2 protein-coding genes are annotated in these 2,646 nt (G+C 71.0%); both read left to right on the top strand.

Features of this window, described 5'->3' with window-relative positions:
- A partial coding sequence (locus ACFE71_RS15495; protein ID WP_375429653.1) for a tetratricopeptide repeat protein occupies window positions 1-1,215 on the top strand: 1,215 nt, incomplete at its 5' end.
- A 178-nt stretch (window positions 1,216-1,393) separates the two neighbouring features.
- Window positions 1,394-2,236 (top strand): 4-(cytidine 5'-diphospho)-2-C-methyl-D-erythritol kinase, encoded by an 843-nt coding sequence (locus ACFE71_RS15490; protein WP_375429654.1) that lies wholly within the window; start codon window positions 1,394-1,396, stop codon window positions 2,234-2,236.
- Window positions 2,237-2,646: the final 410 nt, after the last annotated feature.

Here is a 2,646-nt window from a genome sequence, read left to right as displayed (position 1 = left end):
CGCCTCGTGATCCTGGCGCCGGTGCTGCGCGCCTTGGTCGCCCGCGCGACCGGCGTCGACCCGTTCGCCGCGCTCGACGCCGCCGGCACCGAACCCGTCCAGCGCCGCCTAGCGACCGAGGCGCGCGTGTCGATGCTGATCGCCGCCGGGCGCGAGCCCGAGGCGCTGACGCTTATCCGGTCATTGGGTGGCGTGACCGCCAGCCTCGATCTCCGTATCGACGCCGCGGGGCTGCTCGGCAACCGCGGCAGGCCCGATCTCGCCCGCGCGCTCTTTCCCGCAGACCAGGCGGACATGGGCGAGGCGATTGCCCGGCGCGGCGTCGAGCCCTCGCTCGGCGTCGGCGTGTCGCGCCTGTTCACGCGCGTCGCGGCCGACTTGGGCGTCGGCGACGGAGCCAACCCTCTCGCTATCACGCTCACCCGCGCCGCGCTCCTCGCCGAGCCCGGCAACGACCGCGCCCGCCTCCTGCTCGCCGACGCGCTCGGCAAGGCAGGGGCGAACGATCACGCTCTCGCCGTGCTGGAGGACGTACGCCGGGACGGTCCCTTCGCGCAGGCCGCGAACACCGCACGCATCGCCACGCTCGTCAGGTCCGGCCGCCGTCCCGAAGCTCTTGCCGACGCAGTGCGAGCCGTGAGCAGGGTAGGGGCTAACCGCGACGAGTGGCAGAGCTACGCCGACCTCCTCGCCGACTCCGGCCGCGTTGCCGAGTCGGTGTCCTACTATCAAAAGATTGCGAGCGGCGACGGCACGCGCGAGTGGCTCGTCTGGATGCAGCTGGGCGGCGCGCTCGAACAAGCCGGCCGCTGGCCCGAGGCTCGCATCGCGCTCGCCCGCGCGGTGAAGCTCGGTCCCGACGAGCCGATCGCGCTCAATTACCTGGCCTACGCCCGCCTGGTCCGCGGCGAGGCCACCCGCGCCTCGACGCGCCTGCTGGAACGCGCGCACCGGATCGCCCCCGACAATGCCGGGATCACCGACTCGCTCGGCTGGGCCTATCACCGGACCGGTGACACCCGTAGCGCCTTGCCGCTCCTGGAAAGCGCGGCCCAGGCCGAACCGACCAACGCCGAAATCGCCGAGCATCTCGGCGACGCCTATTGGACGCTCGGCCGCCGGTTCGAGGCGCGCCACGCCTGGACGGCGGCGGCGCTGGTGGCAACCGAAACGGAGCGCTCGCGCCTGAACCAGAAGACCGCGAACGGCCTCTAGGACGTCGGCGCTGAAAAGCCCCTCCCCTTCAGGGGAGGGGTTTGGGGAGGGGAACGCCGGTCGCGAGCGAGGCACGGACAAACTCCATCCACAAGCAGCGTCCTCCTCCCCAAACCCCTCCTCTAAAGAGGAGGGGCTTATCTTGCCCGCATCGCCTCCCGCCTCCTACACCGCTCCCGTGATCACCGAACCCGCGCCCGCCAAACTCAACCTCGCGCTCCACATCCGCCACCGCCGCCCCGACGGCTATCACGAACTCGAAACCCTCTTCGCCTTTTGCCGCGACGGCGACCTGATCGAGTTCGAACCCGCGCCCGAGAACCGCTTCACCATCACCGGCCCGTTCGCCGCCGAGCTGACCGACGCCGCCGACGCCGCGTCCTGGGCCGACAACCTCGTGACCCGCGCCGCCGACGCATTCACCGCTGCGTACGGCATCGCTCAAACATACCGCGTCACCCTCACGAAGCACCTCCCCATCGCCTCGGGCATCGGCGGAGGTTCCGCGGACGCCGCGGCGACGCTCCGCGCGCTGGCCCGCCTGCACGGCATCCCGCCGGCCGACCCCGATCTCGCGGCGATCGCCGCCCGGCTCGGCGCGGACGTGCCCGCCTGCCTGCTCGGCCGCACCGCGCTCGGCCGGGGCAGGGGCGACGCGCTGGAGCCTATGGACGGCCTGTCCGGCACGCCCGCCCTGCTCGTCAACCCGGGCGTTCCACTGTCGACCGCGGCCGTGTTCGCCCGCTGGGACGGCGTCGATCGTGGGCCGATCGGGGAGGGGGACCTGCTCGCCCAGGCCCGCGCTGGCCGCAACGATCTGGAACCACCCGCGCGCGCCCTCGCTCCCGCAATCGGGGACGTGCTGAAACTGCTGAACGGCGCGTCCGGCCTGCTGCTCGCCCGCATGTCCGGCTCGGGCGCGACCTGCTTCGCGCTGTTCGGCGACGAGCCCGCCCGCACCGCCGCCGCCGCCGTCGTCCAAGCGCGAGGCTGGTGGCACCTCGAAACGACGCTCGCCTGATTGTCTGGCGGCTTGCAACGGGTCCGGTAAGGATAAGTCGTATCGTTGCGTTATGTACCAAGCCCGCATCGACGATGGGACGGGTCCGGGGACGGAGCAACCCACGCATCCGTCGATGGTCCGTACCCAACGCGCCATCGCACGAAAGGGCGGCCAGAAACGGCCGCCCTTTCTCGTTTAGCGCTCCGGATCCGGCTTGCGAACCGTGGATATGTTCTTATCTTGTTCTCACCGCACCAAGGGTGTATCCGACCAGTCGCGCGTTGAAGGGCTCGCGCGATTGCTATAGCGCATGGAGCAGAACAGATGGCCGCCAATCTCAAGGTGATCGATACCCGCATGGCAACCGCGACCTCCACCACCGCCGCGAGCAACGACCGCCAAAAGGCGCTCGACGCCGCGCTCGCGCA

It is taken from the genome of uncultured Sphingomonas sp., from assembly GCF_964237155.1.
GTDB lineage: Bacteria > Pseudomonadota > Alphaproteobacteria > Sphingomonadales > Sphingomonadaceae > Sphingomonas.
The sequence above is the reverse complement of the archived record's forward strand: the minus strand, read 5'-3'. Positions and strand labels throughout refer to the sequence as shown.